Annotated in this window: 26 protein-coding genes and 1 pseudogene; 16 read left to right on the forward strand and 11 right to left on the reverse strand. The window is 69.9% G+C overall.

The genetic code is table 11. The features are described from left to right. Nucleotides 1–138 precede the first annotated feature (138 nt). Together ACX25U_RS39850 and ACX25U_RS39855 are read left to right on the forward strand one after the other, a co-directional pair. Nucleotides 139–1,482 carry an IS701 family transposase gene (locus ACX25U_RS39850; RefSeq protein WP_454387366.1) on the forward strand — a complete coding sequence of 448 codons (1,344 nt, stop codon included), beginning with the start codon at nt 139–141 and terminating at the stop codon, nt 1,480–1,482. Nucleotides 1,483–1,551: 69 nt separating this feature from the next. Further along, nucleotides 1,552–1,962, forward strand: coding sequence for a hypothetical protein (locus tag ACX25U_RS39855; RefSeq protein ID WP_454387367.1), 411 nt, complete (start codon nt 1,552–1,554; stop codon nt 1,960–1,962). 308 nt (nt 1,963–2,270) lie between these two features. Here the strand turns inward: ACX25U_RS39855 and ACX25U_RS39860 are convergent, their stop codons facing one another. Further along, nucleotides 2,271–2,411: a hypothetical protein gene (locus ACX25U_RS39860; RefSeq protein ID WP_454387369.1), complete on the reverse strand. Its 141-nt coding sequence runs from the start codon at nt 2,409–2,411 to the stop codon at nt 2,271–2,273. Between the two features lie 139 nt (nt 2,412–2,550). Between ACX25U_RS39860 and ACX25U_RS39865 the strand changes: the two genes are divergently transcribed. Continuing rightward, nucleotides 2,551–2,760, forward strand: coding sequence for a hypothetical protein (locus ACX25U_RS39865; RefSeq protein ID WP_454387371.1), 210 nt, complete (start codon nt 2,551–2,553; stop codon nt 2,758–2,760). A 537-nt stretch (nt 2,761–3,297) separates the two neighbouring features. On the opposite strand, the gene ACX25U_RS39870 is transcribed toward ACX25U_RS39865, so the two are convergent. Then, a complete protein-coding gene (locus ACX25U_RS39870; RefSeq protein ID WP_454387373.1) occupies nt 3,298–3,516 on the reverse strand; it encodes a hypothetical protein in 219 nt (72 codons plus the stop codon). Between the two features lie 183 nt (nt 3,517–3,699). Between ACX25U_RS39870 and ACX25U_RS39875 the strand changes: the two genes are divergently transcribed. The 5 genes from ACX25U_RS39875 (at nt 3,700) to ACX25U_RS39895 (ending at nt 6,396) form a co-directional block, all read left to right on the forward strand. Further along, on the forward strand, nt 3,700–4,086 hold the full coding sequence (locus ACX25U_RS39875; protein ID WP_454387375.1) for a hypothetical protein: 387 nt from the start codon (nt 3,700–3,702) through the stop codon (nt 4,084–4,086). 266 nt (nt 4,087–4,352) lie between these two features. Further along, nucleotides 4,353–4,691: a hypothetical protein gene (locus ACX25U_RS39880; protein WP_454387377.1), complete on the forward strand. Its 339-nt coding sequence runs from the start codon at nt 4,353–4,355 to the stop codon at nt 4,689–4,691. Between the two features lie 62 nt (nt 4,692–4,753). Continuing rightward, nucleotides 4,754–4,993 (forward strand): hypothetical protein, encoded by a 240-nt coding sequence (locus tag ACX25U_RS39885; protein WP_454387379.1) that lies wholly within the window; start codon nt 4,754–4,756, stop codon nt 4,991–4,993. Between the two features lie 68 nt (nt 4,994–5,061). Beyond that, nucleotides 5,062–5,748, forward strand: coding sequence for a hypothetical protein (locus tag ACX25U_RS39890; RefSeq protein WP_454387381.1), 687 nt, complete (start codon nt 5,062–5,064; stop codon nt 5,746–5,748). A gap of 186 nt (nt 5,749–5,934) precedes the next feature. Further along, nucleotides 5,935–6,396, forward strand: coding sequence for a hypothetical protein (locus tag ACX25U_RS39895; protein ID WP_454387383.1), 462 nt, complete (start codon nt 5,935–5,937; stop codon nt 6,394–6,396). 158 nt (nt 6,397–6,554) lie between these two features. Here the strand turns inward: ACX25U_RS39895 and ACX25U_RS39900 are convergent, their stop codons facing one another. From ACX25U_RS39900 to ACX25U_RS39920, 5 genes are all read right to left on the reverse strand, one after another. Then, the gene (locus ACX25U_RS39900; RefSeq protein ID WP_454387385.1) at nt 6,555–7,700 is read right to left on the reverse strand and encodes a Glu/Leu/Phe/Val family dehydrogenase; all 1,146 of its coding nucleotides are present in this window, start codon (nt 7,698–7,700) and stop codon (nt 6,555–6,557) included. A gap of 26 nt (nt 7,701–7,726) precedes the next feature. Next, on the reverse strand, nt 7,727–10,633 hold the full coding sequence (locus tag ACX25U_RS39905) for an FAD-binding and (Fe-S)-binding domain-containing protein (RefSeq protein ID WP_454387387.1): 2,907 nt from the start codon (nt 10,631–10,633) through the stop codon (nt 7,727–7,729). Between the two features lie 54 nt (nt 10,634–10,687). Next, nucleotides 10,688–12,079, reverse strand: coding sequence for a 2-oxoadipate dioxygenase/decarboxylase (gene hglS, locus ACX25U_RS39910; RefSeq protein ID WP_454387389.1), 1,392 nt, complete (start codon nt 12,077–12,079; stop codon nt 10,688–10,690). A 146-nt stretch (nt 12,080–12,225) separates the two neighbouring features. After that, on the reverse strand, nt 12,226–13,962 hold the full coding sequence (locus tag ACX25U_RS39915; protein WP_454387391.1) for a hydantoinase B/oxoprolinase family protein: 1,737 nt from the start codon (nt 13,960–13,962) through the stop codon (nt 12,226–12,228). Then, nucleotides 13,959–16,055, reverse strand: coding sequence for a hydantoinase/oxoprolinase family protein (locus ACX25U_RS39920; RefSeq protein WP_454387393.1), 2,097 nt, complete (start codon nt 16,053–16,055; stop codon nt 13,959–13,961). The genes ACX25U_RS39915 and ACX25U_RS39920 overlap by 4 nt, the downstream gene beginning before the upstream one ends. 191 nt (nt 16,056–16,246) lie before the next feature. On the opposite strand from ACX25U_RS39920, the gene ACX25U_RS39925 reads away from it, so the two are divergent. The 4 genes from ACX25U_RS39925 to ACX25U_RS39940 all read left to right on the forward strand — a co-directional run bounded on the left by ACX25U_RS39925 (nt 16,247) and on the right by ACX25U_RS39940 (nt 20,189). Further along, a complete protein-coding gene (locus ACX25U_RS39925) occupies nt 16,247–16,891 on the forward strand; it encodes a GntR family transcriptional regulator (RefSeq protein WP_454387395.1) in 645 nt (214 codons plus the stop codon). 206 nt (nt 16,892–17,097) lie between these two features. Continuing rightward, a complete protein-coding gene (locus ACX25U_RS39930; protein ID WP_454387397.1) occupies nt 17,098–18,357 on the forward strand; it encodes an MFS transporter in 1,260 nt (419 codons plus the stop codon). A gap of 667 nt (nt 18,358–19,024) precedes the next feature. Continuing rightward, the gene (locus tag ACX25U_RS39935) at nt 19,025–19,366 is read left to right on the forward strand and encodes a hypothetical protein (protein WP_454387399.1); all 342 of its coding nucleotides are present in this window, start codon (nt 19,025–19,027) and stop codon (nt 19,364–19,366) included. A 124-nt stretch (nt 19,367–19,490) separates the two neighbouring features. Further along, nucleotides 19,491–20,189 carry a hypothetical protein gene (locus tag ACX25U_RS39940; protein WP_454387400.1) on the forward strand — a complete coding sequence of 233 codons (699 nt, stop codon included), beginning with the start codon at nt 19,491–19,493 and terminating at the stop codon, nt 20,187–20,189. 311 nt (nt 20,190–20,500) lie between these two features. On the opposite strand, the gene ACX25U_RS39945 is transcribed toward ACX25U_RS39940, so the two are convergent. From ACX25U_RS39945 to ACX25U_RS39960, 4 genes are read right to left on the reverse strand one after another with little or no spacing between them, the layout of a single operon-like run. Then, nucleotides 20,501–20,683, reverse strand: coding sequence for a DUF397 domain-containing protein (locus ACX25U_RS39945; RefSeq protein ID WP_454387402.1), 183 nt, complete (start codon nt 20,681–20,683; stop codon nt 20,501–20,503). Nucleotides 20,684–20,694: 11 nt separating this feature from the next. Continuing rightward, complete coding sequence (locus tag ACX25U_RS39950; protein ID WP_454387403.1) at nt 20,695–21,549, reverse strand: helix-turn-helix domain-containing protein; 855 nt, start codon at nt 21,547–21,549, stop codon at nt 20,695–20,697. Between the two features lie 6 nt (nt 21,550–21,555). Beyond that, nucleotides 21,556–22,080 carry a DUF6879 family protein gene (locus ACX25U_RS39955; protein WP_454387405.1) on the reverse strand — a complete coding sequence of 175 codons (525 nt, stop codon included), beginning with the start codon at nt 22,078–22,080 and terminating at the stop codon, nt 21,556–21,558. Continuing rightward, nucleotides 22,058–22,459 carry a hypothetical protein gene (locus tag ACX25U_RS39960; RefSeq protein ID WP_454387407.1) on the reverse strand — a complete coding sequence of 134 codons (402 nt, stop codon included), beginning with the start codon at nt 22,457–22,459 and terminating at the stop codon, nt 22,058–22,060. Before ACX25U_RS39960 ends, ACX25U_RS39955 begins: the two co-directional genes overlap by 23 nt. 333 nt (nt 22,460–22,792) lie before the next feature. On the opposite strand from ACX25U_RS39960, the gene ACX25U_RS39965 reads away from it, so the two are divergent. From ACX25U_RS39965 to ACX25U_RS39980, 4 genes and pseudogenes are all read left to right on the forward strand, one after another. Beyond that, nucleotides 22,793–23,002 carry a hypothetical protein gene (locus tag ACX25U_RS39965; protein ID WP_454387409.1) on the forward strand — a complete coding sequence of 70 codons (210 nt, stop codon included), beginning with the start codon at nt 22,793–22,795 and terminating at the stop codon, nt 23,000–23,002. Beyond that, a complete protein-coding gene (locus tag ACX25U_RS39970) occupies nt 22,999–23,487 on the forward strand; it encodes a DUF6415 family natural product biosynthesis protein (protein WP_454387410.1) in 489 nt (162 codons plus the stop codon). The genes ACX25U_RS39965 and ACX25U_RS39970 overlap by 4 nt, the downstream gene beginning before the upstream one ends. A 296-nt stretch (nt 23,488–23,783) precedes the next feature. Then, nucleotides 23,784–24,449: a hypothetical protein gene (locus ACX25U_RS39975; protein WP_454387412.1), complete on the forward strand. Its 666-nt coding sequence runs from the start codon at nt 23,784–23,786 to the stop codon at nt 24,447–24,449. A gap of 230 nt (nt 24,450–24,679) precedes the next feature. Continuing rightward, nucleotides 24,680–24,910 (forward strand): annotated as a pseudogene (locus tag ACX25U_RS39980) (helix-turn-helix domain-containing protein); the annotation flags it as partial. Between the last annotated feature and the right edge of the window lie 627 nt (nt 24,911–25,537).

Here is a 25,537-nt window from a genome sequence, read left to right on the forward strand (position 1 = left end):
TTCCGAGGCCCCAGGCTTTCGCGGGCCAGGCCAAAGCCGCCAAGCTGACACGGCAGCTGTAGTTCCGGTGTCTGTGCTGTTCAGCAGCTTGAGGGCTGGGTTCGGGCATGGGTACGGCCACCGTGATCATGAACGTTTGTGACGACGTTTCAAGAAGCGGTGGCCGCGGAGGTCACGATAGCCCAGGCCGCCTGGGGCCGGTTGTTCGGGGCGGCGATGGACGCGATCGCGGGCTGCTTCGCGCGGCGTGAGACACGTGCGACGGCCGCGGAGATGATCACCGGGCTGCTCACGGAGGTGGACACGCGAAACTGCTGGACGCTGGCTCAGGCGCTGGGGCATCCAGGCCCGCACCGGCTGCAGCACCTGCTGTCTCGGGCGAGGTTCGACCATGACCGGGCCCGGGAGGAGATCGCCCGCCTGGTCATCCATGAACTCGCGGGTCAGGACGTGGTGCTGGTCGCGGACGAGACCGGGGACGCGAAGTCCTCGACCGACTGCGTCGGCGCCGGCCGCCAGTATTCCGGCGCGATCAAAGGCGTCGGACTGTGCCAGGTCGCCGTGCACCTGGCCGCGGTCACCGAGTCGGTGCGGGTGGTGATCGACCGCACCCTGTACTTGCCGAGGGACTGGGCCGCGGACGAGGAACGCCGGGAGGCGGCCGGCGTCCCGGAGGAGATCATGTTCGCGACGAAGCTGCAGCAGACCGCCGCCATGGTCAAAAACGCGCTCGAGCTGGGCGTCCGGGCACGCTGGTTCGCCGGCGACGACGTGTACTCCGGCCGTGAACTCCGCCAGATCATACGAGGGTTCGGGCTCGGCTACGCGGTCGGCGTGTCCCACACCTACACGGTCACGGACGGAGCGGGCCGCAGCTGGAAGGCCCGCCAGATGATCAACAAGGTGCTGCCGCACCAGTGGATGCGCATGCAGACCGGACACGGAACGAAGGGCACCCGCGAGTACGACTGGGCCTGGCTCGATGTCCGTGCGGACGACACCCCCAACGGACACCAGGATGACGGCACCAGCGTCCTGGTCGCTCGCCGGCACCGGTACACCGGCGAGATCTCCTTCTTCCGCTGCTGGTCGCCCGAAGATGTCACCCTCGCCCAGCTGGTGGAGGTGATCTGCCGACGGTGGCGGATCGAGGAGACCTTCCAACTCGGCAAGACCTTCACCGGCCTGGATGAAGGACAGGTGACCTGCTGGAACTCCTGGATGCGCTGGTCGCTGTTCTCCCTTGTCGCATCCGCCGTCCTCGCCCTGACCGCCGCCACGACCACGGCCGACCCCGCCGGACCGGTCCGTCTCGTCCCGTTGACCTGTCCCGAACTCGTCCGACTCCTCCGGGCGTTTGTCCTCACACCACCAGTGCGGGACGCGGAACACGTCCTGCACTGGATGGCCTGGCGCCGCCACCATCAAGCCATCACACAAGCCTGCCACCAGCGCCGACACGCTCTCCAGGACCAGCCATGACCAGAACTACAGCTGCCGTGGCTGACCAACAGCCAGGCGGCCGCACTCCGCTCGAAAGTCGACGCCTATTTGAAGAAGACCGGCGGGAAGCAAGTAGCACTCAACGAGATTGACCTCAATGGCCGGGGCCGGGTGCTCGTCACTCTCCCTGGAGAGGACTACCCAAGGGACTTCACCTCGAGCACCGGAACGCTGGCGGCAGCCGACCCCTGCAAGGGAACAAAATTCAACGGATATTTCTGCGCCTATAAATACGAAAGCTACACTGGCGACAGGATCGACATGTTCTACTGCCAGAAATACTCCATCCCTTGGATCAGCCAGGGATCCTATATAAACAACCAGCTTTACAACAACGGGGCGGGAGCGAAGGCGCGCTTCCTCAACAGCAGCGGATCCGTGATCTACACGACTGCGCAGCCGTACACCGGCGACCCCAGCTACAGCTGGGTGGGCGTGTATTGGGTCAAGCCGTGCTGAACCCCGCTTGAACATGCCGGGCAGAGCGCCTCCCGCAGGGCAACGGGCAGCAGCTTTGCCGAGCATGTCCGGGGTCCCGGTAAGAACCGTGCCACCAGTCGCAAACGACGTTGATCAGTCCTTTGACCTGGAGGACCGGGGCAGCTCTGCCGTGTTGGTTGTCTCGGCGAGCGCGAGACAACCGCCCTTCACCCGGGTTCACGTAATTCTGGGGCGTGGCGGCTACGAATGTCCTCAACGGTACAAAGTTCCACCTTGAGTTCTCGGGCTACAGCGAGGGGCAGGTCGCCTACTGACCCGACATGCGGTCAGGCTGCGGGCTCCGGCGCATCACTCGTGCCGGAGCCTTGCGCCTCACTGCGGAACTGCGCGGGGGTCATGCCCAGGCTGTAGGCGGCCTGGGCGGTCGTGACGAGGCGGCGCCCATCGCGCCCCACTGGTGTGCTCATGCCTTCATGCTGCCCGGCGACCTTGGAATCGAAAGGCTGTGCGCGCCCGGGCGTCTGCGGTCTGCAGGCGTTCGGGCCCTGCACCGCGAGTGCCGCAATCGGGCGGGCGTGCCGCGCCGAACGGGCGCAGGCTGGCGCCATGGCTGGCCACATGATCGTCTCCCCGCCCACGGAGCATGGTGGGCGCAAGGTGCTGGTCGACGATCTGTATCTCGGTACCGCGTTCTCGTTGCAGGACCTCACGGTGTTCCTGGAGCGGGCCGGACTGGAGGGCTTCGACGAACTGGACATCGCCGGGTCGGACCTCATCGAGTGGCGGGGCGGCGGGCCGGACGACTGGGAGCCGTGAGCGCCGTCAGGGCCGGCCTACAGGTCTCCGAGGACCTCACGGCGGGCGGCCGTCGACGGTGAGCGGCCAGCCTTCACAGATGTGGCGATCTCGAAACCATCAGCCGTCACCCGTGACACTCCGATCTCATGTCTCGGTGTACGTAGTGCGGGTCAGGCGCCTGCACTCCGGGGAGACGCTCGCAGGCGCCAACGTGCAGGGGCAGACTCGTTAACCCCCCGTGTCGGGTCTGCCCCTGCTCGAAAGGCCGGCCTGGGCACCCAACACGTTGGCAGGGCGCCCAGGCCTCTTCGGCGAGCGGGGCGACAGGGGCCGCTCTCAGGCTTGAGGCACGCATGCTGCCGGTTCGTAGCCTGCGCCGCGCCGACGGAGTGACATGCGGTAGGTGCCGGCCTGCGCCGGGCCCGCGTCCGTAGTGCGGGCGGCGGGAAGCATGTGGGGCGGGATCTCGTTGCGGTACCTGCGCATGACCTGCCGCAGGGCACGGCCACGGGCCGGGTAAGGACGGTGAGCCATGATCCGCATCATGGCAGAGGTTCACGGCTCGGTCGGCCAGGCCGTCAACGTAGCGCCGGTCTGGTCGTCGGTGAGGGTGACGCGGGCGCCGGGCAGGCCGCCGTACTCGCCGACCCAGCGGCTGAACTTGCGGCGGGCGGTTGCCTCACTCCCCCACCAGCCGCGCATGGCTGGGCGGCCGTCGGCGGTGACGGTGAGGCGGAAGCGCTGCAAGGCGGCCCCGGTGGATTGCGGTCTCACCTCACGATCACGGAATCGAACACTTGAACGATCTACCGCCGAACCGCCCCGCTGTCCGAGTACGCGCGCGGCCTGGCACGGCTCATCGTCGACGGCGAAGACCGCACCCTGCGCCTGTGCCAGCCCGACGACCAACAGCCCGGCCGACTGAAGATCTACGCGGCACTCCCGGACGAGACCCAGATGCAGGCCCCGTCGATCGGGGTCACCGCCAGCAGCGCCCGCCATGTGGCACGCGAGATCACCCGGCGGCTCTACCCACTGCACGCCCAGGCCGTGGACCAGGCCGCCGAACTCACCGCCCGGCAGCAGGCGAAGGCCAGCGGCGCCGCGCCGTCGCCGAGGCCCTGGCCGACGCACTTCCCGGCGCCCCATCGAGGAGGAGCACCAACGCACCCGGATCGTCTGGCAGCACACGTCCCGCCTGTCCGGACAGAGCAGCCCGTCCAGGTCGACAGCGTCTGCGCAGTCGTCGACTCCTCCGGCGAGCGGGTCACGGTCGAAACGTCCGGCCGCCCCGGCTCCGCAATCCCCATGCTGGCCACAGTCGCCCAGACACGGCAGGAGTGAACGATCAGATCAGGGGTGGGTTCCCCGACGCCCTGGTCGCGCACGCCCCGCAGTTGTGACCACCGCGCGCGGAGCCGTCCCGGCACCCCTCTCGTCTCCACTTCTGTACGGCCGCAGAGCGGCGTTTGCGCAGGTCATGGGTGGGTTCACACAACACAGAATCATACTATTATAAATAGTGCGTGCAGGCCGTCGCCCCTCCGGCGCCCTGCACGCCGGGTTGACCGCCCCCTTCCCCTTATCTGCTTCCAGTTTCAGGAGTTGCCATGCTGCGAACGCTGCGCCGTGCCCTGCGACCGGCCCGCCTCCGCATTCGCGCCCGTCGTTTCACCGCCGGAATCGCGGCACTGCCGCCCACCGCCCGTGAAGCGTTCGGCACCGACGTCAGCGCCGAGGAAGCCATCGCCTACAACCGCAGCCGCGTCGCCACGGCGACCGCCGTCGCCCTCTACCGCAGCGGGTACGCGCTGCCGATACCCGACGACCACCTGGACGACGCCGTGCACGCCCTGGACTTCCCCTACTCGGCGCCGAGCCCGGAGACCCGGGCCGCCATCCGTGCCGCCCTCGCCGTCCTGGAAGCCGACTACACCGTCACCCACTGACCACCCGTCCGCTACCCGCGGGCCGCCCCGGGCCGGGGCGGCCCGCGACGGAAGGAGACCCGGTGTTCCTGGTCGTACCCGACCCCGCTCACGGACTCGTCGCCGCCCCCAGATCCCCCGCCGACCTCACACCTGGAACTAAGGAGACCCTCACCTCCCAGGGGTTCACCTGGAACAGCGAGATCAAGGCGTACAACCGTCCGGCCGACAGCAGCCCCGAAGCCGTGGAGCGCACCGCCGGCGCCCTGCGCGAACTGGGCCACTACGTCCTCTCCTCCTACACGCCACTGCCCACCCGCTGACCACCGCACCTCCCCCGCCAGGCCGCTGCTCCCGCCCTTCCGCCCCCTTGCGCAGATGGAGTTCCGTCATGCCCCGACGCCACCCCCGGCCGCCCGTCCGCTACGCCGTCGCCGAGCAGGAGGGAGCGCACCAGGTCGTGGACCAGCTCCACGGGTACGCGCTCAGCAGCCACACCACCTCCCCGGACGCCGAGGCCGCAGCGCGCGAACTGGCCTCGAACCCGGCCGCCGCCGTCGCGGCCGTGGAGGCACTCGACGCGGCCCAGAGCGGCCCGGCGGCCGCCGAGCGCCGGATCCTGCGCCGCTACGGGTACGCCTGGAGCCTGCGCCAGGACGAAATGCTCTCCCTCCTACGGGAGTTCAGCCACCACCGCCTGGAGGCCCTGATCTCCGACGGACATCTGGCCATGGTCTTCAGCCCCGCCGGCCAGCCGTTCTACACCACGCCCGAGCGGTTCGAGCAGCTGTCACCGCGCTGGATACGCGACGGCGAGGAATCGTTCCCGGCCGCCGACCTCGCCCGCCTTCAGCGCCCCCGCCCCGCCCTTGAAACCCTGCCCGAACGCAAGCGCTGGGAGCCGTGCGAGCTGCACGGGATCACGCTGGGGCGCTGCCTGATCTGCGGGCCACGCGAGCGCTTCGAGTGCCAGTGGGGCGAGTGCACCGCCAACGCCGTGACCGCCTACTGCGAGCGGTGCGTACGGATGGACCCCCGGCGCACCTTCCCACTGCCACCCCTCCGAGACCGCGACTGAGGGCGAATACGCAAGTCAGGAGGTTCACATCACTCACATAGTCACTATTATGGGTGTTGTTGGTTCTGTGGCGCCCCTGGTCACGACCGGGGGCGCGGCTCGCCTTGCGTCACCCAAGCACGGACGGACACCTGCGGTGACCCCGGCGAAGTGACCGCACTGCTGGCCGAGTCAGCTTCGCCCCTCATGCGGGCTGCACTTCGCCGCCTCCCGCCCAAGGACCTGGACACGCTGGCCATCGTGGCCGACCGGGCCACTACGGCCGGGTGGCGGCGCGTCGCCGCCTACTTCACGACCACGGAGCGCAGGACGGTCGACGGGATGTTCGTGGCTGAAGCCCGTTTATCAGAGGTCGCAGCGCTGCGACTCATCGAGCTCGACAAGGCCGCATTCGCGGGCAGCCTGCCCGGCCGTCGGGCGCGCATCACCGACTCGCTGTGTCCGGCGCTGCTGCGTGGCCTGACCGGCACGGTGCAGGAGCGCAACAGCCCCGGCACCCGCGCGGGATTCATCCTCGCTGAGGAGTCCACCCGGCGGCTGCGCACCGACCCGCGTAACAGCCGCTACCGCATCCCCGAGGACACCCAGCGCTTCCGGCTGCCCAGCAACGGCGTCCCGGTCTCCTGCCTGGAACTGGTCAAGGACTGACATCGCACCGCGCAAGCGCGGGGCGGGCACCGTCGGTGCCCGCCCCGCCACGTCTGCCCGTCGTCTCCGGCAGGGGCCTGGAGCACAGCACCGACGACGAGCGCACTTTCCGCCTCGTTCCCTCGGCGCCAGGCCTGGTCGCGGTGGACTGCGGCGTCTCAGCGGGGAATACGTCCCTTGCTGTGCATGGCGGTGCGGACGCGTTCCTCGGCGAGGCTGCGGCCAGCGCGGTGAGGAGTCGTGCCGCGGCGCTTCGCCTCTTCCATGACGACGACGGCATTGGCGCGCAGTCGGTGGGAGATCGTCTGGAAGATAGTGGGGGTTTCGGGACGGAAACCGGAGTAGCGGGCGTCCATGGCGAATGCGGCGGCGACGACGCCGCCCGCGTTGGCGACGAAGTCGGGCAGGACGGCGATGCCGCGCTGCGCGAGGATCTCCTGGGCTTGCGGAGAGGTGGGCAGGTTCGCGCCTTCCGCGACGAGTTTGGCCTTGATCTGGTGGGCGGTCTCGTCGTCGATGACATCCTGCAGGGCGGCGGGGACCAGGATGTCGCAGTCGACGGTCAGTTCCCGACCGGGGGCGATGACGGTCCCTTGGGGGTGCCGGTTCACGAAGTCGTCGCCGTGCTCTTCCCGGGCGGCGAGCAGGGCCTGCACATCCAGGCCGCTGGGGTCGTGGAGCGCGCCCTTGGCGGTGGACACGGCGACGATGGTGGCACCGAGCTCGGCGAACCGCGCGGCTGCGGCATGACCCACGGCTCCGAAGCCCTGAATGGCGACCCTGGAACCACCAAGCGGTAGGCCCAGGTGCTGGGCGGCGGCGTCGGTCGCCTCGGCGACGCCGTAGCCGGTGACGCCGAGCTTGTCGTAGGCGACACCGCCGAGGTGTTCCGGGGTGCCGACAGCGGTGCCCCGGTCGCCGAGCTCGTCCTGGATGATGGCCGCGTCGTCCTCGGTCAGGCCCATGTCCAGCCCCATCACGTATTCGCGGGGCACCTCGTTGGACAGGGCACGTGCGAAGGCCCGCAGGATGGCCTCCTTGTCGGGGGAGGCTGGGTCGGCGACGATGCCGGCCTTCGCGCCGCCGTAGAAGAGGTCGACGCTCGCCCACTTCCACGTCATGACGCGGGCCAGGCGGGCCACCTCGTCCACGGTCACGTGAGGGCTCATGCGGGTGCCGCCCTTGCCCATACCGCGGGCGGTGTTGTCGATGACCAGGACGCCCTTCATACCGGTGCGCCGGTGGGAAACGACAACGATCTTCTCGGGTCCCCAGTCGTCAACCAGGGAGAGTGCGTCAGTCACGTGTGGTTCCTTGTCTGGGGTCGGAGTCAGGCACTGGGACGGTGGGAGGGGAGAGCGCGGGCAACCAGCTCGGCGAGGTGGGTGCCGCGGCGGTCGGTCTGCTGGGCGATCTGCGTGCGGCAACTGAAGCCGTCGGCGAGGACGACGGTGTCGGGCGACGCTGCCCGCACGGCAGGCAGCAGGACCTGTTCGCCGGCGGCGACGGACACCTCGTAGTGGCCGCGCTCGAAACCGAAGTTGCCGGCCAGCCCGCAGCAGCCGGAATCCAGGCTGCTGTTGTCGACACCCATGGCTTGCAGCAACGTGCTGTCGGCGTTGAAGCCGGAGGTGGCGTGCTGGTGGCAGTGCGTCTGGCTGATCGATTGGGCTTCGATGCGCGGGGGTCGCCAGTCGGGTGCGTGGTGGACGAGGAGTTCGGCGAGGGTGACGGTGGTCTGGGCCAGGGCGCGGGCGTCGGCGTTGCCGTCGAGAAGTTCGGGCAGGTCGGACTTGAGGGCTGCGGTGCAGCTGGGCTCGAGGCCGACGACGGGCGTCCCGGCGCGTACGGCTGGCGCCAGCGCGGTGACGGTGCGTCCGGCGATGTGGCGGGCGATGCCGAGCTGCCCGGTGGTGATCCACGTCAGTCCGCAGCACTGTGTGCCGTCGGGGACCTGAACGCGGAAGCCGGCGTGCTCCAGCACGGCCACTCCGGCCTTGAGGACCTCGGGGGTGAAGTGGTTGTTGAAGGAGTCGACCCACAGCATGACCGGTCCGCGGTGTCCGGCGCCGTTGGGGGTGCGGGTGCGGAACCAGGACAGGAAGGTCTGCTCGGCGAACCGTGGCACTTCCCGCTCCGCGGCGATTCCGCCCAGGCGTTTGATCAGTGGGGCGAGGCGGGATGCGGTCAGCGCGTTGACTAGGCGCGGCGTGCGGGCGGCCAGGCGGGAGAGCAGGGGAAGCCAGCCCATCGTGTAGTGGGAGGCGGGCCGGATGCGTCCCTTGTAGTGATGGTGCAGGAATTCCGATTTGTAGGTGGCCACGTCCACGCCGACCGGGCAGTCGGCGCTGCAGCCCTTGCAGGACAGGCACAGGTCGAGGGCGTCGCGGACTTCGGTGGATCGCCAGCCGTCGGTGATCACCTCGCCCTGGGTCATCTCGTACAGCAGGCGGGCGCGGCCGCGGGTGGAGTCCTTCTCGTCCAGGGTGACCCGGTAGCTGGGGCACATGACGTCGCCGCGGTGGGCGGCGGTGCGGCATTTGCCGACGCCGACGCAGCGGCGGGTGGCCTTGGCGAAGTCGCCGTCGTCGGCGTGGAAGGGAAAGACGGTGGTCAGGGGCAGCGGGGTGCGGTGCGGGCTGACGCGCAGGTTTGTGTCGAGGGGGAGCGGTTGCACGATCATGCCGGGATTCAGGCCGTTGTCGGGGTCCCAGATGTTTTTGAACTGCTCGAACAGGGCGATGACGTCGGGCCCGTACATCAGGGGCAGCAGCTCGGAGCGGGCCTGGCCGTCGCCGTGCTCGCCGGATAGGGAGCCACCGTGCGCGGCGACTAGTTTGGCGGTGTCGGTGACGAAGGCGCGGAAGGCGGCGGTGCCCTGCTCGGTGGTGAAGTCGAAGTTGATGCGCACGTGCAGGCAGCCCTCGCCGAAGTGCCCGTAGACGGCCCCTTGCAGTTGGTGCTGTTCCAGCAGCTCGGTGAACTCGCGGAGATAAGAGCCGAGTTGCTCGGGTGGGACCGCTGCATCCTCCCATCCGGGCCATGCCTCCGACCCGTCGGGTAGGCGGGTGGCCAGGCCCGCCCCGTCCTCGCGGATCCGCCACAGCCGGCGGGCGCGCACGGGGTCGGTGACGACCTCGCTGCCGGTGAACCCTGCTGCCTGTTCGGCTGCCGCGGTGAGTGCCCGGGCACGCTGGGGCAGTTCGTCTGCGGTGCCGCCGAGTTCGGCGAACAGCCAGGCCTGCGCGGCGGGCAAGGTGTCGATCGCCGCGCGGGTCTCGGGCCGGGTGACGATGTCGGTCAGCGCTTGGTCGAGCCCTTCCAGCGCCAGCAGCCGGTGGTCCAGCAGCGCGGGCACCGCGTCCGCCGCGGCGCAGGCGTCCCGGAAGCCGAGCACAACCAGGGCCCGCGCACGCGGCAGGGAGAGGAGGCGGACGGTCGCCGAGAGGACGACCGCCAGCGTGCCCTCGCTGCCGACGAGAGCCTTGGCGAGGTTGAAGCGGCGCTCGGGCAGCAGGTGCTCCAGCGCGTAGCCCGACACCTGTCGCGGAAACCGCCCCAGATCGGTGCGCAGCGTCGCCAGATTCCTCTGGGCGAGGCGGTGCAGGGACGCGATGAGCTGGCCCCGGTCGCCGCCCGCGGCGACGGCCTCGTCGATCTCGGCCTGGGTCATCTCACCAAGGCGCACCACGGTGCCGCGGTAGGTGACCACTTCGAGTTCCACCACGTTGTCCGCGGTGCGGCCCCAGGCCACCGAATGGGTACCGCACGCGTTGTTGCCGATCATGCCGCCGAGGGTGCAGCGGCTGTGGGTGGACGGATCGGGACCGAACAGCAGGCCGTGCTCGGCGGCGGCCGTCTGCAGGTCGTCCAGGACGATGCCCGGCTGCACCGTCGCGGTATGGGCCCGCGGGTCCAGGGCGAGCAGCCGGTTGAAGTAGCGGGAGAAGTCGAGCACCACGCCGGAGCCGACGGCCTGCCCGGATGTGCTGGTGCCCGCTCCGCGAGAGGTGACCGGCACGCCCAGCCGGCGGCACACGGCGAGCGCGTTGAGGACGTGCTCCCGCTCCCGGGGGAAGACCACCGCCAGCGGGACCTGCCGGTAGTTGGAGGCGTCGGCCGAGTACTGTGCCCGGCGGCCGGCGTCACCGGCGACCTCGCCGCAGTTCCCCCGGCCGAGGGCTTCGGTCACGGCTGCCGCATCGGGGTGGCCGAGGCCCTGCGCTGTCGTGGTCACTGTGCTCGCTCCTTCGTGCTCACTTGAGTCGTCCCTGCGCTCCGACCAGGTGTGTCAGCCGAGCGTGCCGTCGAGTTGCAGCTTGTCGGTGACCTGCGCGATGGAGCGGTTCTGTTGCTGCTCGTAGAGGGCGAACGGATCCAGGACCTCGCGGCCGATGGCACCGGAGAGCCACTCGGCGTCGTAGGCGGTGCCCTCGTGGTCGTTGTTCCTGGAGCCCTCGCCGCTGAGGTTGGACTGGAAGATGCCGGCCGCGGAGCGGGGCAGGAAGTCCTCGTAGACGATGGGCTCGGCACGCACCCAGCCCTGCTTGACCAGGTCGACGACGCCGGTGGGCGGGCGGTTTCCGTCCCGCGGCCGGTCGGGCGCCACCTGATAGGTGAAGTAGGCCTGGCCCTGGGCGAGGAGCTCCTGCTCGGTGCGGGGCATGTGCTGTTCCCACACGGTGCGGGCGAGTTCGCTTCGGTCCGCTTCGGGGTGGGCGGCCGCCTGCTGGTCGACGAGGGCGAGCAGGCGGTCGTAGAGGGTGCGGCCCTCGCGGGTGAGGGCGATGCCCCGGGCCTCGACCTCGCCGAAGCGTACCCGCAGGGCGCCGCTGATGACGGTGCCGTCCGGGGTGCGCAGGGCGCGGGGCTCGGCGAGGGCGCGGAAGGACGTCTGGCGCAGCAGGACGTCGGGGCCCTGCCAGGCTGGCGGGCCCTGAATGGTGTCGATCATCTCGATGCCGCGCTCGGTCATGCGCAGGTAGAGCTCATCGATGTCCAGCACGCGGGGAGTGAGGTGGTTGATGTGCGTGCTGCGTACGCCGCCGATGTCCGCGGCGACGGCGGAGATCCGCTCCAAGGTCTCGTACCAGGCCTTGTCGACGGGCTCGGCCGACAGCTCGAAGGCCTGCACGGCGAGTTGGAGGAAGCGCTCGGCGTCCTCTTCGGGCAGTTGCTTCTCCGCTTCGGCCCGGTCCGCGAGTGCGAGCAGTTTCGGGGGGAACAGTTCGCGGCTGGCGAGGAAGGCCTCCAGACGGGAGCGCAGGCCCGCGTCGAAGAACCGTGGGTCGGCGGGGGTGAGCATGGAGGTGAAGACGCGGAAGGGATTGCGCGCCAGTTCCTCGCTGTCGATGGGCCGGAAGGCGGTCGAGACGACCGGGACCGCGCTGGCGGCGGCCTCACGCAGGTCGTAGAAGCCGACCGGGTGCATGCCCAGGGCGCCGAAGATACGGGCCACCTGCTGCAGCTCCTGCGGAGTGCCGACCCGGATGGCACCGTGGCGTTCGGCGGTCACCCGGCTGATGGACCCGAGGCGTTCGGCGTCGGCGCCCCGCGTGTGCAGGACGTCCTCGTTGACCTCGCGCGAGACGTCCACGAGCGTGGTGTAGGCAGGGACCTCCCGCCCGTACATGTCCGAGAGCCGCGCAGCGAATGCGGCGCGCAGCTGCCACTGGCTGATCATCGACAGGTTTCGCCTTTCAGTCGGGGGAGTTCACCCCACGTGCGCTTCGGAGCGGGCCCCGGCATCGACCCGTGCCCCGGCCGGGTCTGCCGGCCGGGGCACGGGTGTGCCCATCACGTGGGGAGCGGGAGTGTCGACCCGTCGGGTCAGTCGCGGGCCCGTACGACGCGGTAGGACGAGGGAGGCCGCACCAGGGCATCGGGGTCTCCCGTGTATTCGATGTGGACCCCGTAGTACTCGCGAGCGGCCTCGCAGCTCACATAGCCGTTGACGACATCATCGAGTACGCGCTCGACCGGACGCGCCTTCGGGTCGCCGTGGCCACCTCCGCCCGGAAACCGCAACTGGACCACGGAGTCGGGGGCGAGGCGTACCAGCTGCTTGCGCGGAAGCTGCTCCCCGGTGGTGGCGTCGGTGAACTCGCCCCGCGCGCCGGGCAGTCCGCCCAGTGTGCCCGGGGCGGGGTGGTCGACGCGGTCGATGTTGGCGTTGACCGTCCATCCGTGTGTGCCACGGCGGCCGACCCGTACCACCTGTCCGAGGCCGCCGCGGTGCTCGCCGGGGCCGCCGGAGTCGGGGCGCAGCTCGCGCTGCCGCTGTACGAGCGGGGTGAGGGTCTCCAGCACCTCGGTGGGCGCCGCCCGTACGCCGGTGGGGAAACCGGTCGTGTTCAGGCCGTCTTTGCCCGGGCGCCCGCCCGTTCCGCCGGCACCGAACACGGTGAGGGTGAACGGATGTGTCTCTCCCATGTCCCCGCCGCGCCACACGGTCATCCACAGGGCGTCGGAGCTGGTGGCCGGCAGGCCCCCGGGAACCGCCGGGCGGAGGGCGTCGAACAGGAGGCTGGGCAGGAAGTGCCCGACCAGGTGCCGGGAGGCGACCGGGGCGGGGTCGACGCAGTTCAGCACCGAGCCGCGGGGCGCGCTCACATGGACGGGACGGAACGAGCCGGCGTTGTGCGGGACCTCCGGCGCGAGCGCGGCCTTGATCGCGAAGGAGGTGTACGCCCTGGTGTAGTTGAGGACGACGTTCACGCCGTGCGGGGACTGGGGCGAGGAGCCGGTGTAGTCGATGTCGACGCGGTCCCCGTCGATCGTCACGGCGACCACGAGGTCGATCGGCTCTCCGTTGAACCCGTCGGACGTCAGCCGTGACTCGTACCGGCCGTCGCGCAGTCCGCGCAGCGCGTTCCGCAGTGCCTTCTCGGAGCGGAGCATGATCTCGGCGGCGACGGCGTCGATGCTGTCCAGGCCGAACTCGTCCATCATCCTGCCGAGGCTGCGGGCCCCGACCTGATTGGCCGCCACCTGGGCGTAGATGTCGCCCATCGTCTCGTCGGGGGTGCGCACGTTGGCGCGGACGAGTTCCTCCAGCGGCTCGTTGGGCCCGGCGGCGGTACGCAGTTTGAGGATGGGAAGCCGCAGTCCCTCCTCGAACACTTCCGTCGCCGCTGCGGACAGGATCCGCCCGCCGATGTCGGGCGAGTGGCAGCAGCTCGCGAACCATGCGATCAGCGTCCCGTCGCGGAAGACGGGGGTCGCGACCGTGATGTCGTTGATCTGGCCGGCCGTCATCCACGGATCGTTGGTGATCAGTACGTCGCCGTCCGCGAGTGCCTCGGGCGGATACTTCGCCACGATGTGTCTCATCCCGGTCGCCATCGCGTTGATGTGGCCCGGGGTGCCGCCGGAGGACTGGCCGATCATCTCGCCGCGGCTGTCGAACACGGCGCAGGCGAGGTCGAGGGATTCGCGCACCACGGGGCTGAAGGCGGTGTTCACCAGCGCGGCCTGCTGCTCGTCCAGCAGGGAGTGCAGCCGGTTGGCCACCAGCCCGACAACGACCGGGTCGACCGGGCGGCCGGAAGCGGAGGCAGTGGTCATCGGGTTCCTCCTGAAGTGAACTCGACCAGGATGCTGCCGTCGTCGGTGACGGTGCAGCGGGCAGCGGGCGGGACCACGAGCGTCGACTCCCGTTCCCGCACCAGCGCCGGGCCTTCGACGGTGGTGCCGACGGCCAGCCGGTACCGGTCGTACACGGCCGTGGGCACATAGCCCCCGGCTGCGGGGAAGTAGGCGTCGCGGTGCCCGACGAGAGCGTCCTCGGACTCCGCAGGACGCGCCTGTCGCAGCCGGGCCCTCGGGTCGGGGCCCCGTGACGCGACGCGCCAGGTCAGGATCTCGGTTTCGACCCCCACCGGGGCGACGGTGCCGAACCGCTGCCGGTACTGCTCGGCGAAGCTCTCGGCGAGGTCCTCCCTCCAGCGGCTCCCCAGCGGGGGCACCGGCACCTCGATCTCGCTGCCCTGCCCGACGAAGCGCATCTCCAGGGTGCGCTCGTGCGTGATGTCCCCGGCCGACATGCCGGAGCCGCACAGTATTCGGCTGCCCTCGTCCTCCATCTCCCCGAAGATCTCCTCGAGGACGGCGAGTTCGACGGTGCCGAGCTCCGCGTGGCGCGAGCGGACGACGTCGATGGACATCGGCGCGGACAGGAAGCCCAGCGCGCTCAGGACGCCCGCGGCGGGGGGCACGACCACGGCCGGCGAGCCCAGTGCGGCCGCTACTCCGGGGCCGTGCAGGGGGCCGTTGCCGCCGGAGACGAACATCGGCAGGCGCGTGGGATCCTGCCCCCGTTCGATCGCGTGGACACGGGCAGCGTTCGCCATGCTCTCGTTGGCCGTCGCGTGGATCCCCCACGCCGCCTCGGCCACGCCGATGCCGAGCCTTCGGGCGATCTGCTTGTCGATGGCGTCGGCCGCCGCCTCGACGTCCAGGGGCATGTCGCCGCCGAGGAAGTGGCCGGGGTCCAGGTAGCCGAGGACGACGTCGGCGTCGGTGACGGTGCAGTGCTCGCCGCCGCGGCCGTAGCTCACCGGGCCCGGTTCGGATCCGGCCGAGTCGGGGCCGACGGTGATCAGACCGAGGGAGTTGACTCTGGCGATCGAGCCGCCGCCCGTGCCGATCTCGATCATGTCGATGACCGGCGCCCGTACGGGGAGGCCGGACCCGGCGCGCAGCCGGTACACCCGGTCCACTTCGAAGGTGTGGGTGACCAGGGGACGGTCGGCCTCGATGATGCAGAGCTTGGCGGTGGTGCCGCCCATGTCGAAGGCGATCTGGTCGGGCCGCTGCGCGCTGCGGCCGAACGCGACGGCTCCCAGCGCGCCGCCGGCAGGGCCGGACTCCAGCATCCGGATCGGGAACTGCCGGGCGACGTCGATCGCCGCGACCCCGCCGTTCGACAGCATGATCAAAGGGTCACTGCGCAGGCCGAGGCCTCGCAGACGGTCGCGGAGGTCCTGCAGGTAGGTCTCGACGAGTTGCTGGACGTAGACGTTGGCCAGGGTGGTCGAGCTCCGCTCATACTCACGGATCTCGGGGTTCACCTCACTGGACAGCGCCACACGCAGCTCCGGCGCGGTGGCCTGGATGATCTCCCGGGTCTGCCGCTCGTGCTCGTTGTTGACATGGCTGTGCAGGAAGCACACCGCCACCGCCTGGACCCCGGCCGCCGACAGCTCGGCCGCGAGTTGCTTCACGACGGCGCCGTCGAGGGGGGTGTCGACCGTGCCGTCGGCGAGCACGCGTTCGCGGACGCCGAAGCGCAAGTGTCTCGGGACGAGGGGGCGGGGCAGTTCCAGATCAAGGTCGTAGAGCTCGTACCGGTGCTCACGGCCCATCTCCACCACGTCGCGGAAGCCTTCGGTGGTGAGCAGCGCGGTTTTCGCGCCACGGCGCTCGATCAGCGCGTTCGTCACCAGGGTGGTGCCGTGGACGAAGGTGGTGATGTCTGCCGCGTCGAGTCGGTGTGCTGCCAAGGTCTGACGCAGCACGGTCTCGACGGCGGCAGCGGGCTCGCTGTGGGTGGTGAGGGTCTTCCCGACGGCGACGATCCCGGAGTCGTCGAGGATCGCCATGTCTGTGAAGGTGCCACCGATGTCTACCCCGACACGCAGTGCGCGGGACTGGGTCATAGAAATCCTCCAGGGCCGGCTGAGAACGTGCGCGGCGCCTCTTGCTCGGTCATCGGCACGCCAGTCGGACGCTATAGATCGTCCGACGATTTAGCAAGAGATCGTCGGACGAAAATTGCTAGACTCCGACTCCTCCCCACCGGGAAGAGCGATCGGCCGCCGCTGTCGTCGCGGCCACGAACGGAGCAGGAATGACGGATTCGGCCGGCACCGCGAGCCGCGTGGCGGACGCACTGCGGGCACAGATCGTCTCCGGCGAGCTCAAGCCGGGAACGCGACTGTCCGAGGAACAGGTGAGGAAGGTCCACGGCGTTTCCCGCAGCACCCTCCGCGAGGCCTACCAGCGGCTCATCCGGGAGCGACTGCTGGTCCACGAGCTGAGTCGCGGGGTCTTCGTCCGTCAGCTGTCCCGGGAGGACGTGGCCGATCTCTACCAGGTCCGGCGGATCGTCGAGTGCGCTGCGGTGCGGAGCATTCGGATCCTGACACCGGCCGGCCTGCGCAGACTCTCCGCCGCGATCTCCGACGGCCGCGCCGCGGCGGAGGAGTCGCGGTGGGACGCCGTCGCCGCCGCGAGCATCCGGTTCCACGAGGCGCTGGTCGCACTCGCGGGCAGCGACCGGCTGGACACGATGATGAGCGGCGTCCTGGCGGAGTTCCGGCTCGCCTACGCGCACATGAGCGACACCCGGGTCTACCACGCCGCCTACCTCGACAGGAACAGGGAGATCGCCGAGGCCCTGCGTTCGGGAAGCATCGAGGAGGCAGCCAGCCTGCTGGAGTCCTACCTGACGGACTCCGAAGCGGCTCTCCTCGAGGACTATCCCGATCGATAACGCGAAGGTCATCGTCTGATGACGGAGATGTTTCGGCGGCGAATCCCTTGCGCATCGTCAGACGATTCCCTACGGTCGCAGCACTGTCGACCGCGGCATATGCCCGCCCGTCCCCATCGGGAGTTCCTGTGAGCGCTGACCCCAAGACCGCCGCTCCTCCAGGGGCGAGCCCCCCTGAGACGCGACCGGTCCCCGACAGGTCCACGTTGCGCCGAGCGACCGCCGGAGCCACCATCGGCAGCGTCGTCGAATGGTTCGACGTGGCCGTGTACGGCTACCTGGCCGGTGTGCTGGGCAAGGTGTTCTTCCCCACCGGCGATCCCACCACCCAGCTGCTCAGCTCCTTCGCCGTGTTCGGAGTGGCCTTCGCCGTAAGGCCCCTGGGCGGCATCTTCTTCGGCACGCTCGGCGACCGCATCGGCCGGCAGAAGACCCTGGCCCGGGTCATCATCTCGGTCTCGGTCGCCACTTTGTGCATCGGCCTGCTGCCGTCGTACGCCTCAATCGGATTGCTCGCCCCCGTACTCCTGGTGATCCTGCGGCTGATCCAGGGATTCTCCGCGGGCGGGGAGATGGGCGGCGCGTCCGCCTTCGTCGCCGAGTACTCACCACCGAAGCGGCGCGGCTACCTGGTGAGTCTGGTCGAGACGGGCTGCATCCTCGGCTTCCTGCTCGGCTCGCTGGTCGTGCTACTGCTGAACCTCTCCCTGACCTCGGAGCAGATCCACGACTGGGGCTGGCGCATTCCGTTCCTGATGACCGCCCCGCTCGGACTCATCGGGCTCTACATCCGCAACAAGCTGGAGGAGACCCCCGAGTTCACCGCGCTGCGCGCGGAGGGCAAGGTCGCCAAGCGCCCCCTGCTCGAGTCGATCACCAAGCACTGGCGGTCCATCCTCCGCACCGCCGGCTACGCGCTGTTCCAGAACGCCGCGCTGTACGTGATCCTCACGTTCATCCCGAGCTACCAGGAGAGCACACTGGGCCACACGGCCACTCTCGCCTCGGTCTCGTCGGTCGTCTCCATGGTCCTGGTGTGCCTGGTGATCCCGCTGATGGGCGCACTGTCCGACAGGGTCGGCAGAAGGCCCGTGCTCGGCGGGGCGTGCGTCCTGGCCCTGCTCTTCTCGTATCCGCTGTTCGTCATGATGGACTCGGACAACGCCGTGCTCGCGGTGGCCGCGCACTGCGGCCTGGGACTGATCCTGGGGATCTTCCTCGGCCCGACCCTGGCCGCGATGAACGAGCTGTTCAGCACCCGGGTGCGGTACGGCGGGTTCTCCCTCGGCTACAACCTCTCGGTCTCCGCCTTCGGAGGCACCGCGCCCTTCCTCGTCACCTTCCTCGTGGCCGAGACAGGAATCGTCGCCTCCCCCGCGTTCTACGTCATGGCGAGCGCCGCCATCACCCTGACGGTGGTCCTGGCAACCCGGGAGACCGCACCGCACAGGACCGGCGAGGCATAGCGCGGCTGCTGCGTGATCTGCCTGGGGCAGTCCGGGAGCGCAGGGCAGGACTGACAGTGATGATTGCTGTGGCTCCGCCCGGAGGCCTGGCCCCAGGGCCAACTGGCGCTTCGGCCGCTCTTGGATGGATTCGTCGGCCACCCGGGCGGAGCCACAGCGCGCGTCGTCGACGAGTGGCTGCCGGTCAAGGACCGGCCTACCGCCACGGTCCTGGAACGGCACCAGGGTGCACCGGTAGGACACCACTGGACGTACGACTCCCAGCCGGGCGCGGGCGACTGGCTGGGAGTCAGCAGACATGCTCCTCCTCGCTGTGCGTCTTCGCCTCCCGCCATGACGTGCAGCTCTCCCTTGGCCGGCGGCCGGCCGCTCTGTATGCAGAGGCCGAGCAGGCGCGCAGCGGTAACTTCCGCGCCGACTGGCGCGTCACCGACCTAATCGAGGCCAGCCGCCGGCCCACAGCCCCGACCCGGCATCACCTGCCCCGGCGACGGCCCCGACATGGACGTGCTGGAGCTGCGGGTCCGCCGCGCCCTGCAGCAGCCGCCCCGCACAAGGCGGTCGACCTCGCCGCCCGCCACACCTCCGCCTGTGACGGCTGCAGCCGACCACCACCTTCTGCTCCCTCTTTCTCACCGCCCTCAAGAAAGGAGGGATACTGCTCATAATGACGACGACCACCCAGCGCCTCCTCGACCTCGCCGCCGCCGCACCGGCCAGCCACGACGCCGACCTGCTGCTGCTCCTGCGCGAAGCCAACGAGCTGTACCAGCAGGGCCTTGAGGAACTGCGCCAGACCGTCACCACGCGCTTCAGCGACCTGCCCACCGACGACCTCCTCGCGGCGACGGCCGCGGTCGGCCTGCCCGGCGACGCTTCCCTGGACCGCGGCGAGCTGCTCCTGCTGCTGACCCTGGCCGAGTGGGAGCTCACCCCGGCCGCCCTGGCCTACTCGGAAATGGCCGAGGACGCCGCCCGCCGCGGCGTCTGCCTCATCCCGGAGACGTGAGAAAACAGCCCGCCGCCCGGAAGAAGCCGGGCGGCGAACTGGACCCCACCCCAAACTCCTGCCATTATGAGAAGTAGGGGCCGGGCAGGCCGGCCCTCCTCCCCACCGGACGGACGCTTCTGCCATGCCCCCGCGCCGTGAGCCGCGCCTGACCGACGCTGCCGAGATCGCGGCCGAGCAGGACCTCTCCCCCGCGCGGATCAGCATGCTCTACAACGACCGCGCCGCAAACGGCTTCCCCGAGATCGCCGGCACGCGCGGCCGCGCCCGCCTGTGGGACCACGCCGAGGTCACCGCCTGGTTCGCCAACCGCCAGGGCGCCCGGCTGCGCACGCACACGCCACCCAAGCGCAATCCCGAGGACCTGCTCAACGCGGCGGAAGCCTCAAGATTCCTGGGCTACAAGAACCCCAACCAGGTCACCACCTACGTCCGCGACCACCCCGGCTACTTCCCCGACCCGGACGCCGTCGAGGAACTCGGCACCCCCGCCAACCCCTACCGGCGGCAGCTGTGGCGGGTGCAGACCCTGCTGGACTGGATGGCCACCCGCCCCGGCCGCGGCAAACGCGCCGGCGCCCAGCGCACCGCCCCCACCCTCCCCGACGTCCCCGCCGACGGCGACCCCGACGAGCTCCTGGGCGCCACGCAGGCGGCCGCCCTGCTCGGCTTCAAGAGCCTGAACTCCTTCTCCAGCAGCCTCTCCCAGGGCAACCTGCCCCTGCTGCAAACCCCCGACGCACTCACCGAGAAGGGCGGCCGCCGGCGGTGGACGCGCCGACGCATCCTCGAGCAGGCCGCCCAACGCAGCCCGAAAAGATAGAAACCGGCGGTGCACCCACCGCCCCCACAGCACGGCACCCGGTAACGGGTTCGATGGTCCCTTGTGGGCCGGGTGCCGCAGGCGATGGCCGGCACGGCGTGACTCGCCACCACGCCCCGCAGCAGCACACGCTGCCGCGGACCGGCCATCGCCAACCACCCAAGCGCGCGGCTGGCAGGCACCAAGCTCACACGAGCCGCAGGTGTGAACACCCCCGCGTCGGCGGGAAGGGCCGCGTGACGGTCGGCCAGGGTGCTCGATTCGACGGAACACCCCTGGGATGGGTAACCGAGGACCGGCTTTCCTGGAATCTACTGCTGCTGCTTTGCGTACCACACGAAGGCTGCCCAGGATGCCGGCAGGACACAGACGACCCCGCGGCCGTGGTCCTTGGTGTCCCGCACCATGACCGCGGCCGGGTCGTTGTCGGCGACCTCCACGCAGGTGTCCTGTGAGGTATATGAGCTGGTGCGCCAATTGGGCTTCTCGGGCACGGCGTGGCCTCCTAGTCGGTTGGCATCCGGTCGAAGTGCTGGATGGCAGCGAAGATGATGTCCCGGACGGCGTTGCCGTAGACGGCTGACTGCTGGAGCAGGGCGAAGGCCTTGGCGTACAGCTCGATCTCTCGGGGCTGGGAGACGGACAGCTCTGCGGAGTAGGTCTCGACGAGGACGAGCTTGTTGTCGAACATCGAGAACGAGTTGCCGGGCCAGATTGCGGCGGGCGCGGAGCGGGGGACGATGCCTAGACTGAGTCTGGGTAGCCGCATCACCGCCAGGAGGCGGTCGAGCTGTCCTTTCATCACGTGCGGGCCGCCGAAGTTGGTGTAGAGGGCCTGTTCGCCGAGCAGGACGTTGAAGATTCTCTCGCCCTGGTAGAGGTACTGCTGGCGTTCCAGCCGCCTGGCCACGGCCGCCTCGGAGTCGTCGGGGATCTCGTAGTAGTTGACGACCTGCTCAAAGACCTTGCTTGCGTACTCGGTTGTCTGGAGGGTTCCCCATACGACCGTGGGGTGCCAGATGCGGAACACCTTGGTTCTCGCGTAGACGGGGATGGCTTTGTGCTGGCGCTTCTCCGCCCCGGCCTGAAGCTGCCGGCGCCACTCGAGCCACAGTTCATCGACGTGGCGGACGATGGCGATCAGGTCGCCCAGTTGCTCGCCTTGCCCGGTGATCTCGCACCAGAGGCGGATGTCGTCCTCGCTCGGGCGCTGCTTGCCGTGCTCGATGCGGGAGACTTTCGATTCGTGCCATGCGGCGGCATGCGCGAAGGCCCGGCCGCTTGTGAATCCGGCATCCTTGCGGAAGCCGCGCAGCCGGGCACCGAGCGCTTGCAGTGCCTCATCTACTTGTGTGCTCACGGAAGTTCAGGGCTTGTACTCGGCGTGGGGGATGGCGTGGGTCCACAAAAGGTCCCGCAGGGCTACGCACTGGGTGACGGCGTCTGGGGCGTCGATGAGTTCCGATCCGAGCACGCGGCCGTCCGCATCGAAGTGGCCCACAGCCAGCAGGCGGCTGTCGTACAGCCACCAGTCCCTGGCATCGAAGGGGAAGATGACGCCGTTTGGGAGGAGGTGTCGGGGTAGCCAGCGGATGGTCTCGCCGGCTTTCTCGTTCAGCGGCGTGGTGGCGTATTCCCACTGGATGTAGGGGCTCAGCGGCTCGGTCACGACCCGCATCCGGCGCACCGTCATGCCACGGCCGGTGGTCTGTCGCATGAGCTGGATCCACGGCTCGAGGTAGGAGTAGTCGACGTCGCTTCCCTCAAGCCAGCTGTGGAACGGTCCGCCTTCGCCGGGTACGGAGTAGTCATCGCGCAGCTCCAGGTGGAAGGCATCGCGCTGGAAGCGCTCGAAGAGCCGGTTGCGCTCAGCGCTGGAGATCAGCTCCACGGGACTCCTCCAGGAGGACGGTGATGGCCGGCTTCGGGACCTCGACGCAGGTTTCGTAGTGCGGGATTGACATCTGGGCCAGGGCTTCTGGGTCGGTCACCGCCTTGCCCTGCACGACGCACGTACCCTGCGGGGTAAGGATCATGATCGGGGCCTGGAAACGCTTGATGTCCACGACCGGAAGACCGTCCTCCTTCAGATGCTCGAACAGCTCGGTCGGCACCTCCACCGCGGTTTCGCCTTCGGGGATGTCGAGCTGCATCAAAAGCTCGTTCGCGAAGAGCTGCCAGCCCTGCACGATGTAGCTGTCCTGGTCGGTCGCGTACAGCGTCGGGCAGTCGCCGCCGGTGGAGTTGGTGCCGAGGAACCGTAACTTCATCGCCTGTCTCCTGTCCTCAACCTTGCTCAGGTTTGCGTGACACGTCGATGGTCGGCGAGCCAAACGAGCCCGTCAATCACGCTGCTGCAAACTCACGCAAGTTCCTTGGGATTTGAGTAACGCCGGTCCTACGGTCGTCATCGGTCGCCCGGAGGCCACCGTCGCATCCCACCCGCGGCATGGCTTACCGCCCGGCGGCATGGAGGAGAGCCTGGCCCTGCGTTCCCCCGCCAGGGCCGGGCGCCCCTCGCAGGGGGGCGTCCCTTGAGCTTGACCGCCGCACAGCCCCACGCGGCCGGAGCACCCAGCTACACGACACCAGGGAGCATCAAGATGCCGAGCGGTACCGCGCCGCCTTTGCACCGCCCACCCGGCGCCAAGATGTGGATGCGCATCTACACGGTCACCCGGGAAGGCACCGCGACGCCGCCGCGCGCCGCCGTGATCGTGCCCGACGGCCACAGGCCCGTGCCCACGCCGATGAGCACCGCGCTGCCGCCCTGCGCCTGCCCCCTCCACCGCACGGCGGGGTCAGCCCGGTGAACGCGTCCGACGCGCCGGCGGATGCGCCGCTGGCCAGCGTCACGGTGCGCGCGGCGGCCGGCTGGTTCATCGACCAGCCGACGCTCCTGCGCCACCAGACGGTGAAGGGCTTCGAACAGGACTTCCGGCAGCACCTGTGGAAGCTGATCGCGCGTATCGAGCAGCTCACGGGAGGCCTCCCGGCCGACGACGTGCCCCGCAACGTGGCGCTGGCCGGAGTCGGCGAGGCCCGCCGGCGGCTTGAGGAGATCGAGGCCGCCGGCCTGCACGGCGAGGTCGAGCGGGTCAAGCGGCTTGCCCGGTCCGTGATCGCCTTGTGCGACCACCACGACACCCTCACCGGCGTGCGGATGTGCCCGGCCTGCGACCAGCCGATCAGGGACGGTCAGGACTCGATGCCCTACGACCACATCAGTCCCTCCGGCGGCGCCGCCCACTCCGGCCGCATCCACACCCGGTGCGCCCACACCGTCCGCCGCCGCTGACCAACCCTCCCCCAACTTCCCGCCCCCGTGGCCGCCACCCCGGTGGCCGCCGGCCCCGTAGCGGCCACTCCGGGGCAGGAGCACACCCCCAGGACCGCCCCACGCCCCGCCCGCGATGCAGGACTGCGGTCCACCGCACTCGCTGCCCGCAGTGCACGTGCGGCTTGCCGGTCTACGGGAAGCCGGGGCCCAAGCCGCCCGTCCCCGGCCCCCACCCGGACCGGCCGAGTCCCCGGGGCAGACACCCCCGCCACGTCGTCCACCCACCCCTTACCACCGATAGGAACCCCTTTTCGATGAGCACCGCCCCCACCAGGTCCGCGAGCACCACCGCGCGGCTGGTGCCCTACATCACCAGCCGCGACGGCGAACACCCCGACCTGCACGTATCGCTGCGCGGCATCCACGGCCCCGACGGTCGCCTGCAGCTCGGCTACCGGGACGAACAACCCGAGGACCGGGACCTGCGCGGCGTGCTGTGGGGACGCTGCTCCCAGACCATCGGCACCGACGGGCTGCCCGCCGGGCGGCCGCGCTGGCGGATGGTCCACCCCTCCCGGCAGCGCGAGACCATGGAGCAGCTGCGCTGCCAGGTCTGTGCCGCCCCGGCCCGCACCCGCCACGGCGTGATCTTCCTCGCCGGCCCGCAGGAGGTACGCCCCGAGGATGCGGTGGTGCGCACCGCGCAGCCGCCCGTCTGCCTGGAACACGCCCGCATCGCGGCCCGGCAATGCCCGCACCTCGCCTGCCGGCCCACCGTCTTTTTGGTGCAGAGCGCCCCGCTGTACGGGGTCATCGGCACCCCCTACCACTGGGGCGACGGTGGACTCCGTGCCCTGCCCGCCCCGGACGACGCACTGCCCTACGGACACCCCGGCCTACGCTGGTACCTCGCCTCGCAGATGGTCCGCCGCCTCCGCGCCTACACCACCATCGACCTCAACGACCTCCCGGAGGCGTAAGGCACCAGCCACCCACGGACACCCGCCCCTCCTCCCACGCATCCCCGGCTTGCGGGGAGGGGCGGGCCCCAATCCCCGGTACTCCACCACGAACCCGACCACACCCCCCAAAGCCCCGACCACGACCCCCACCAAAGCCCCCGAAACCCCGACCATGGACCCGACCACAGCAGCTCAGCGCATTGCGCAGCCCACCCGGCCGGAATGCGCAGGCCCCAAAGCCGCCGCGTGGCTCGCGGGCGCTGGGCCCGTTCCGCCAGGCGGTGCTGGTGCTGCGCTGGTTCCGCGAGTGTGGCTGCGTGCACTGCCTGGCTCGTAATGCCGGCGTCTCCCAGGCCACCGGCTACCGCTACCTGCACGAAGGCATCGATGTCCTCGCCGAGCAGGCCCCCGACCTGCACGAGGTCCTGAAGGGCTGTCAGACGCAGGGCATGGCGCACGTGATCCTGGACGGCACGGTGCGCCACGAGGCGCTTGAAGACCGGGCGGGGGTGAAAGGACTCCGCCACCGGGCTGTCGCAGCAGTCCGGTTGAAGCTGAGGGCAGCCTGATCCGGGGGACGCCGGTGAGGGTGGGAAGCGGCCCTGACAACGCCGGGACGTGCTGGCACTGCCAGACGGTGCGGGCCCGGCAAGCGAGACGAGAAGGTGTACGCGAGGAACCAGTGGTAAAGCCCCGTAAGCGAGCGAACCGGCTCCAACCTGGTGGATATGGGCCGGGATGCAGCGCGTGGCCACTTCGGTGGTCAACTCCGAAGCCGCGTAGTGCCGTCGGTGAGGAGGCCACGATGAAGAACTGCGGCGTAGTCGTGGCGATGCTGCCGGGGCAAGAGCTGGGCACCTCCCTCGTCAACCGGTCATCGAGTGAACGTGGGAACCACCCCCGGTCGCCCTCGGGAGCAGGCAGCCGGCCTGGTCCAGGGCAGGCCCGTCGCCGGCCGAGGGCCGCGGGGTGGGGCGGAGGTCCCGTAGTAGTCCGAGCGCGCGAGAGGCGTGCACATGGCGAAGGGGACCAGCCTGTGTGGTTGGCGAGCGTCACTGCCACTGACCGGTCCTGCGCCACGGCCGGTCATGGGCGCCGCCGCGCTT

Source organism: Streptomyces sp. JNUCC 63, from assembly GCF_054366325.1.

Coding starts and splice junctions, on each gene's coding strand:
- ACX25U_RS39920 (WP_454387393.1), bottom strand. CDS start 16,055: ATGACCCAGTCCCGCGCACTGCGTGTCGGGGTAGACATCGGTGGCACC.
- ACX25U_RS39880 (WP_454387377.1), top strand. CDS start 4,353: ATGCTGCGAACGCTGCGCCGTGCCCTGCGACCGGCCCGCCTCCGCATT.
- ACX25U_RS39860 (WP_454387369.1), bottom strand. CDS start 2,411: ATGAGCACACCAGTGGGGCGCGATGGGCGCCGCCTCGTCACGACCGCC.
- ACX25U_RS39965 (WP_454387409.1), top strand. CDS start 22,793: ATGCCGAGCGGTACCGCGCCGCCTTTGCACCGCCCACCCGGCGCCAAG.
- ACX25U_RS39875 (WP_454387375.1), top strand. CDS start 3,700: ATGCAGGCCCCGTCGATCGGGGTCACCGCCAGCAGCGCCCGCCATGTG.
- ACX25U_RS39940 (WP_454387400.1), top strand. CDS start 19,491: ATGCCCCCGCGCCGTGAGCCGCGCCTGACCGACGCTGCCGAGATCGCG.
- ACX25U_RS39865 (WP_454387371.1), top strand. CDS start 2,551: ATGGCTGGCCACATGATCGTCTCCCCGCCCACGGAGCATGGTGGGCGC.
- ACX25U_RS39960 (WP_454387407.1), bottom strand. CDS start 22,459: ATGAAGTTACGGTTCCTCGGCACCAACTCCACCGGCGGCGACTGCCCG.
- ACX25U_RS39925 (WP_454387395.1), top strand. CDS start 16,247: ATGACGGATTCGGCCGGCACCGCGAGCCGCGTGGCGGACGCACTGCGG.
- hglS (WP_454387389.1), bottom strand. CDS start 12,079: ATGATCAGCCAGTGGCAGCTGCGCGCCGCATTCGCTGCGCGGCTCTCG.
- ACX25U_RS39890 (WP_454387381.1), top strand. CDS start 5,062: ATGCCCCGACGCCACCCCCGGCCGCCCGTCCGCTACGCCGTCGCCGAG.
- ACX25U_RS39895 (WP_454387383.1), top strand. CDS start 5,935: ATGCGGGCTGCACTTCGCCGCCTCCCGCCCAAGGACCTGGACACGCTG.
- ACX25U_RS39915 (WP_454387391.1), bottom strand. CDS start 13,962: ATGACCACTGCCTCCGCTTCCGGCCGCCCGGTCGACCCGGTCGTTGTC.
- ACX25U_RS39935 (WP_454387399.1), top strand. CDS start 19,025: ATGACGACGACCACCCAGCGCCTCCTCGACCTCGCCGCCGCCGCACCG.
- ACX25U_RS39975 (WP_454387412.1), top strand. CDS start 23,784: ATGAGCACCGCCCCCACCAGGTCCGCGAGCACCACCGCGCGGCTGGTG.